The sequence below is a fragment of the Parabacteroides sp. AM58-2XD genome, from assembly GCF_003463685.1.
In the GTDB taxonomy this organism is placed as follows: domain Bacteria; phylum Bacteroidota; class Bacteroidia; order Bacteroidales; family Tannerellaceae; genus Parabacteroides; species Parabacteroides segnis.
On record NZ_QSDP01000044.1, the window covers coordinates 43,849 to 51,567 of the forward strand.

Consider the following 7,719-nt stretch of genomic DNA (forward strand, 5'->3'; position numbering starts at 1 on the left):
GGTGTAAAATAATTAGACAAAGAACAATACAAACCCTTAGCCTCCGCCTAATTATCTTTTATACTTTCGACCGGATTTGAAATAGCCGCCAGATAACTTTGAAGAAACACCGTCACGAATGAAACAAGCAGGCAGAACAATCCCGACGCAGCGTATATCCACGGCGATAAAACAATACGGTAAGAATACTCCGACAGCCACCCATTCATAAAATACCAGATCACCGGTACCGAAATAATGAACGCTATTCCTACATAAGTCAGGAAGGCCTTTACCAACCGTACAAGCACCTGCACATTTGTCGAACCGAAAACCTTACGTACCGCTATCTCCGAAGAACGCTGCTGGATAAAATAGGTCGACATCGCCAGCAATCCCAATAAAGAGATCAGGATAGCAATCAGAGCAAAGATCGAAACGATCTTCAACGTCCTTTCCTGGTCGGCGAACGAAAGCTCGATCTGCTCATCGATAAACCGACCGGTAAACTCCAACCCTGTCAGTTTCTCAAAGACAGCCGCCACTTCCTTACGGGCGGCAAACGGATCGCCTTTTACTTCCACCAACACATTGCGCGGATGCAGGTCTTCCCTGTTTATATAAAGCATCAGGATAGTCGGTTGTTTGTCCATCAGGATATTGTTCAACTGGAAATCCCTGACGATACCGGCCACAGTCACATCTTTCCACCCTCTGTATTTATAAGCCATAACATCTTCCGGCAGTTCCTGTACCCTCATCGTTTCCTGGGACAGATAATATTTAACCGTTTCGGCCACATTATTATCGCGCAGAATTTCAAAACCGAGCATATCCCAATAATTCTTATCACCGCTAAACTCCTGGAAACTGATATTCTTATCATCGAAACGGCCTGTAAAGTTCATCCCCATATTGAACGGAGTACCTTCCGCCACTCCTACCCGTTTCACACTGGCCAGTTGTTCCAACTCGTTTACCAGGGTAAAACAAGTCTGCCGGTTCGACAATGCTTCTCCGCTTATATCGATGATGTTCTCCGAATTATATCCCAACGGCGCTTTAACCAAATGCTTCACCTGCAAAAACATAGTAATGGAGGCGGCAATAAGGCAGATCGTGATTATGTTCTGGAAAATGATGAAAAACTTGCTGAACACCATCTTCGTCTGTTTGCGGAAAGTCCCGCGCACCACTTCGATCGGTTTGGCATTAGAAATGACAATCGCGGGTAGCAACCCGGCAATAAATCCGATAAGCGCGATCAGAAGAATGACAATGATCCCGTTCAGCGGGGTGATCATTTCAGACGGATAAATCTGTTTTTGTACCAGATCGCCGGCATAAGGAGCAAAGAGGAAAGCCAGGAACAAACCGATACAGAAAGAAATAGCTGTCAGCAAAGTCGACTCTATAATCAGCCTCGAAAACAATTCTTTGCGTGAAGACCCCAACAACCGCCGGGTAGCCATCTCCTTTGCCCGGAAACCGGTCTGCGCCACCGTCAGGTTAATATAATTAATGATGGCAAACAGGAGGATAAGCAAACCGACCGATAACAAAATGATCACGAACTGGCGGTTGCCCCTCTCTATGCCGGGCGAATATGTATGATTCCAGAAATACAACTGTTTCAAAGGAACAAACTCGACAACTGTCGATAAATCTCTTTCATATATCCAGAAGAATGTCTTGAACCAGTTCCGGATATCATCCGATTTAGAGGCAAGATCAGCTCCTTCGCGTTTCATCACGAAAACATTCACAGACCCTGCACTGTTATAATCGTCAAACATATTCTGCCCTACCGCCCTGATGTTATCGATGCGGCACATGATATCTTCATTGGGGATCACGGAATGGCGTATATCCTTCAGTACGCCGTTGACAACCACCGTCAACTCATCATTGACACGGATCGTTTTCCCCATCGGGTCTTCATTGCCAAAAATCTTATTGGCAAACGACTCGGAGATCACAGCATAGTTCCTGGCAGCAAAGGCCTGGTCTCTGTTTCCTCTTATCAGAGGGAAATTGAAAAAGTCGAAAAAGGTCGTATCGACAAGCATCAGGCCGGCATTCAGCTTATGCTCTCCGCTTTGAACCGGCAGGTAGAATGCCCGGGCCAGCACATGGCAACTCTTCTCAATCTCCGGATAACGTTCTTCCAGGCGATATCCTATCTGGTAGGCCGAACCCGTCGACTCGCCATTCGTCAACGCATAGATACGGTCTCCCTTCTCATGAAAACGGTCGGTCGATAACTCACCGACCACATAGGTCGCGATCAGGATCACAAACATCAGCGACACGGACAAACCAAACAGGTCGATAGCCGTATACCCCTTGTTCCTTCCCAAGAAATTAAGGAAAGATTTAAAATTCAAAATATTACTCATGGTTCATCAATTATTGGGTTTTACTCATTCCCTGTACTATATACTATTCATTAGATACTCTTTTCAACTCAAAATACATGCCAAAAGAACCAACTAACTAATTGTCAAACAAATACTCACAAGGTCAAAGTTCCGGTATTGTCTAATAAATGGACAGTCCTGTCTAATTTTTTTACAGGACTGTCCTCATTTACAAATAACTAATTATCTTTTATACTTTCTATCGGATTGGCTGTTGCTGCCTGGTAACTCTGGATAAAGACAGTGATAAATGAAATGATCAGGCAAAACAGTCCGGCAACTGCATAGATCCAGGGAGAAAGTGTGATACGGTACGAATAACCGGTAAGCCACCCGTTCATAAAATGCCAGATCAATGGTATGGCAATAATAAAAGCTACTGCCACATAGGTCAGGAAAGCCTTTACCAACCGGAGAAGCACCTGTGCATTTGTCGAGCCAAAGACTTTACGGACGGCTATCTCTGCCGCACGCTGCTGTATAAAATAGGTCGACATGGCAAGCAACCCCAGCAATGAGATCAGTATTGCGATAGCAGCAAAAATCATGACGATCGTAGAGGTCCTTGTCTGAACGGCAAATGATTCCTCGATCTGCTCATCCAGAAACTTACCGTCAAAGTCCATCCTTGCCAGCTTTTTATACACAGCCGCCACTTCCTGGCGGGCGGCAAACGGTTCCCCGTTCACCTCCACTACGATATCATGCGGACTAAAATCTTCTTTATTCTCGTGAAGCATCACAATGACCGGCTTATTCTCCAGCATCACATTACGCAACTGAAAATCTTTGACGATGCCGGCAATAGGATGCTTACCCCAGACATTAAAATCAAAATCCGTTGCATCTTCATTCAGTTCCAACGCCTTCATCGATCCTTCGGACAGAAAATACTTGACAGGGTCAGCTACATGATTGTCCCGCAAAGTTTTAAAGCCCAAAATATCAAAATACTCCTTATCACAACGAATACCCTGAAAACTAATACTCTTATTATCATAACGGGCCGTATAATTCATTCCCATATTGAAAGGCGTTCCGTAACCTATCCCTACCCGGCTGACACAAGACAATTGCTTCAACTCGTTTACCAGCGTATAAGCCATATTTTTATCCGGCATCTCTTCACCGTTTATATTCAGAATATTCACCGAGTTATATCCCAACGGAGCTTTGATCAGGTATTTTACCTGCAAAAACATCGTAACGGCGGCAGCAATCAGGCAAATAGTGATCGTATTCTGAAAAACAATAAAGAACTTACTGAATACCATCTTCGTTTGTTTACGGAAAGTCCCCCTCACCACTTCGATCGGCTTCGCATTCGAGATGACGATCGCCGGCAACAGTCCGGATATAAATCCGATCAGAACGATCAAAACGATAACGATCATGCCATTCAACGGAGTGATCATATCAACCAGATCTACCTGCTTCTGCAACAGATTGCTCGCAAAAGGCGCAAAGAAAAAGGCCAGCAGCAAACCGGCAAAGAAAGAAATCGTTGTCAGCAACGTCGATTCCATGATCAGACGGGAAAACAGTTCTTTACGCGAAGACCCCAACAATCGCCGGGTAGCCATTTCCTTTGCCCGGAAACCGGTTTGCGCCACAGTCAGATTTACATAATTAATAACGGCAAACAAAAGAATAAGCAAACCAACCGATAGCAGGATCATCACAAACTGCCAGTTCCCCCTCTCTATGGTAAACATTCCGAACGGATTGCTCTGCTCCCAGAAGTATAACTTTTTCAACGGGACAAAATTGACTTCCTTAAATGATCCTTTTTCATATATCTTGAAAAAGGTCTTGAACCAGTCCCTTATATCATCGGAGCGGGAAGAAATATCAGCCCCCTCGCGTTCCATCACGAAAACATTGACAGCTCCGACACTATTATAGTTGTCGAACATACCCTTTCCAATTGCATCGACATTGTCGATCCGGAACAGGATATCTTCATCAGGGATAACTGAATAGCGAATATCCTTCATTACAGCGTTAACAATCAGCGACAAGTTATCATTGATGCGGATCGTTTTACCCATCGGGTCCTCATTTCCGAAATACCTATTGGCAAAAGATTCGGAGATCACAGCATAATCCTTTGCAGCTAACGCCTGTTCCCAATTTCCTTTTACCAACGGAAAATTGAAAAAGTCGAAAAAAGTCGTATCGGCAAGCATCAGGTTTGCCGTCAGGTTATTCTCACCGTTCTTCAACGGGGTATTGTCGAAGACACGTGTCATGACATGGCACACTTTCTCTATCTCCGGATAACGTTCTTCCAGGCGGTAACCGATCCGATAGGCAGAACCTGTATATTCACCGTTACCTAAAACATATATCCGATCGGCTTTTTCATGATAACGGTCAGTCATCAACTCCCCGGTGACATAGGTAGCTATCAGGATCACGAACATCAGCGAAACCGACAGGCCGAACAGGTCGATGGCTGTATATCCCTTATTCCGTCCCAGGAATTTAAAGAATGATTTTAAATTTAAAAGATTACTCATGATATATTTATTGTTTAGATTAGTTATTCACTTTTTACACTGTTCACCGGATTCTCATTTGCCGCTTTCCAGTTCTGGAATGTAACCGTCAGCATGGTTATACCGGCCACAATGCCGAAAGCCAACACAAACACCCACCAATAGATCGGGGTCCTATCGGAAAAGTTTTCCAGCCATTTATGTACACCGTAATAAGCAAACGGGACAGCGATCACAAAACAGATCGAGACAATACGCAGATAAGACCTGTTAAACATATTCAAAACCTCCCCTACCGTAGCACCGAACACTTTACGCACTCCGATCTCTTTACGCCGGTATTGCGTTTCAAAAACAACCAGTCCAAAGACACCCACGATCGACAGCACGATAGCCAGCAGGCTGAACAAAGTGACCATCTTTTTCAGATACTGTTCTTTATGATACAGATTATTGAATACCGTATCATAAAACTCCACCTCGAACGGATATGCCGGATCGATATCGGCTATTACCCGGTGGATATGGGCGACGGCATCTTCCACATCGGCTCCGGCAACCAGGCGGATATAGCAGACAGGCGTTACCTGTTTTTTGGTTACTATAAAAACCAGCGGCCGGGTTATCGAGCGTAGCGATGAAATCTTTATGTTATCGACAAAACCGGCAACACGGCCTATCCCCATCCAACTTTTCTTCAACAGATGCCCCGGTTCCATATCAGGAGCCAGTTCCTGTACCCGGCGGGTAAAAATACAGGTATAAGTAGAATCACTCTCTGCATCCGAGTGGTTGAAATTATGTCCGCTGATAATCGGAATCCCTACGACATCGAGAAAGTTCCACGAGGTATATACTATTTCAGTATTGAACTCTTTATCGTTACAAACGAAATTATTTGCGGAATAGTTATTCGATGCTCCCACTTTATCGCTGGCAAAGCCTACATCTTCGATGGCGACATGTTCTTTCAGCCGGTTCATCAACAGATCGCCTGACTTTTCGACCATCTCGGTACTTAAAACGGCCATTGCAACCTGATCCTTATCAAATCCCAGCTTGTAGGAACGCATATAATTATTCTGAAGTTGTATGAAGAAGGAGCCGATAATCAAACCGATCGAGACAACGTACTGGAAACCGATCAGGACCATACGCAATTTCCGTCCCGAAACCGATAACCCGAAACTCCCTTTCAGGACCAATGCCGGCTGGAAAGAGGTCATATACCACGCCGGATACAGTCCCGCTATCACTCCCAGCAAAACAGCCATTCCTAGCATCATAAATAATAAAGGTATATAATGCAGCATATTCGTATCCGCCTCCACAAAGGTAAGAACTCCCGACCTGTTCAGCATCCAGGTCAGCAAGAAAGAGAGCAGACAGGAAAACAGACAAATGGCAACCGCTTCGACCATCAGGCTGATTCGCAGACTGGCTGTCGAACTGCCCAATACCTTCTGCGTATTGATACTTTTGATGCGCATCGGTGCCAGTGACGTACTGAAATTCGTAAAATTGATTCCGGCAATGATAATGATCAGCAAAGCGATCAATACCAGCAACCGCATCGTATCGATATTTCCGGCTTTGATCATATCTTCATACTGGCCGGCCGTATAATAAATGTCCGTGACAGGAATCAGATGCAGGAATGTCTTATCCTGGGTTCCATATTTAGAAAAGTCGAATGTCTTGTTGAAGTTATCTTCCACCTCCTGTCTCGATTCGGGCGAATCCAGCAAGATATACCCCATAAAGTTCTGAGAATACCAGTCATCTTTCCCCCAATCTTCCTTCATACGAATATAAATGCTATTTTTCATCTGTGCATTCTCCGGAAAATCTTTATAGACGCCACCGACGGTAAAGTTCTTCTGGTCTATATACCATATTTCATCCTTACAATAAATGTTTTTTCCCACGGCCGGTTCCTTACCAAACATTCGCCGGGCCATGCTTTCCGGTATGATTACCTTCTCTGGATCTTCCAGGCAGGAAGCAGTCCCCTCCAGTATAGACGGTTCGAAAACATGTACAAAATCCGAATAACAGGAGATGATTGATTCTTTAAAACCTTTCTCATTCCCCTCCTCTCCCACGGTCACATAGTAATGTCCACTGGAGGGGCTTAGCAGTACACTGCTTTCTATATGAGGGGATGAAGCAAAAACAGCATCTGCCAGTGCACGGGGCAGTATCGATGCATAAATATCCACTTCCCCATGATTCACGTCCACCCGGCAAATGCGTGAAGCGGTCGGGTAACACCGGTCGAAAGTCTGTTCATATTCAACCTGCATCATAATCACCAGAAAAGCGGTAAAGGCTACCGACAGTCCCACTATATTCAGGAAAGACGCCATCTTGAAGCGGCGCAGCACATTCAGAAAGTTTCGCAATATCGTTCTCATTGATATACTATTTTTTGTTATTTCGGTTATTTACACATTCCAACGACCAAAATACGTGCCAAAACAATAAAACATTAAATATCAACAAAATAAAGGACAGCCAAGCATCAAGGTATGTCTAATAATTAGACAGTCCTGTCCAGTTTTTTTACATCCTATCCGACATTCTCCCGGAAGTATTCACATTCCACGTTTCAGGTTTCAGCTGCAACAATATTCGGCTGTTTATTTAGAAATAATTGAACTATTAGTTTTGTGACTGGTTGTAACTGGCTCCCCTCTCGAGAGGGGGCAGGGGGTGTGTTAAAGCCAGTCAATAAAACAAGCCTTGTTACAAGTTTATTTGCCGTCTGCTTCAGCTGACGGATTAGTAAAGGATCTATCTCATTGGACTTTAGTCCC

4 protein-coding genes are annotated in these 7,719 nt (G+C 44.4%); all 4 read right to left on the bottom strand.

Features of this window, described 5'->3' with window-relative positions; translation table 11 throughout:
* Window positions 1-47 precede the first annotated feature (47 nt).
* Window positions 48-2,378, bottom strand: a complete 2,331-nt coding sequence (locus tag DXA15_RS12170) for an ABC transporter permease (RefSeq protein ID WP_128134199.1) — start codon at window positions 2,376-2,378, stop codon at window positions 48-50.
* Between the two features lie 200 nt (window positions 2,379-2,578).
* The gene (locus DXA15_RS12175) at window positions 2,579-4,921 is read right to left on the bottom strand and encodes an ABC transporter permease (RefSeq protein ID WP_128134200.1); all 2,343 of its coding nucleotides are present in this window, start codon (window positions 4,919-4,921) and stop codon (window positions 2,579-2,581) included.
* A gap of 23 nt (window positions 4,922-4,944) precedes the next feature.
* A complete protein-coding gene (locus DXA15_RS12180) occupies window positions 4,945-7,317 on the bottom strand; it encodes an ABC transporter permease (protein WP_128134201.1) in 2,373 nt (790 codons plus the stop codon).
* Window positions 7,318-7,511: 194 nt separating this feature from the next.
* On the bottom strand, window positions 7,512-7,719 hold a 208-nt coding region (locus DXA15_RS26440), incomplete at its 5' end, for a hypothetical protein (protein WP_233567230.1).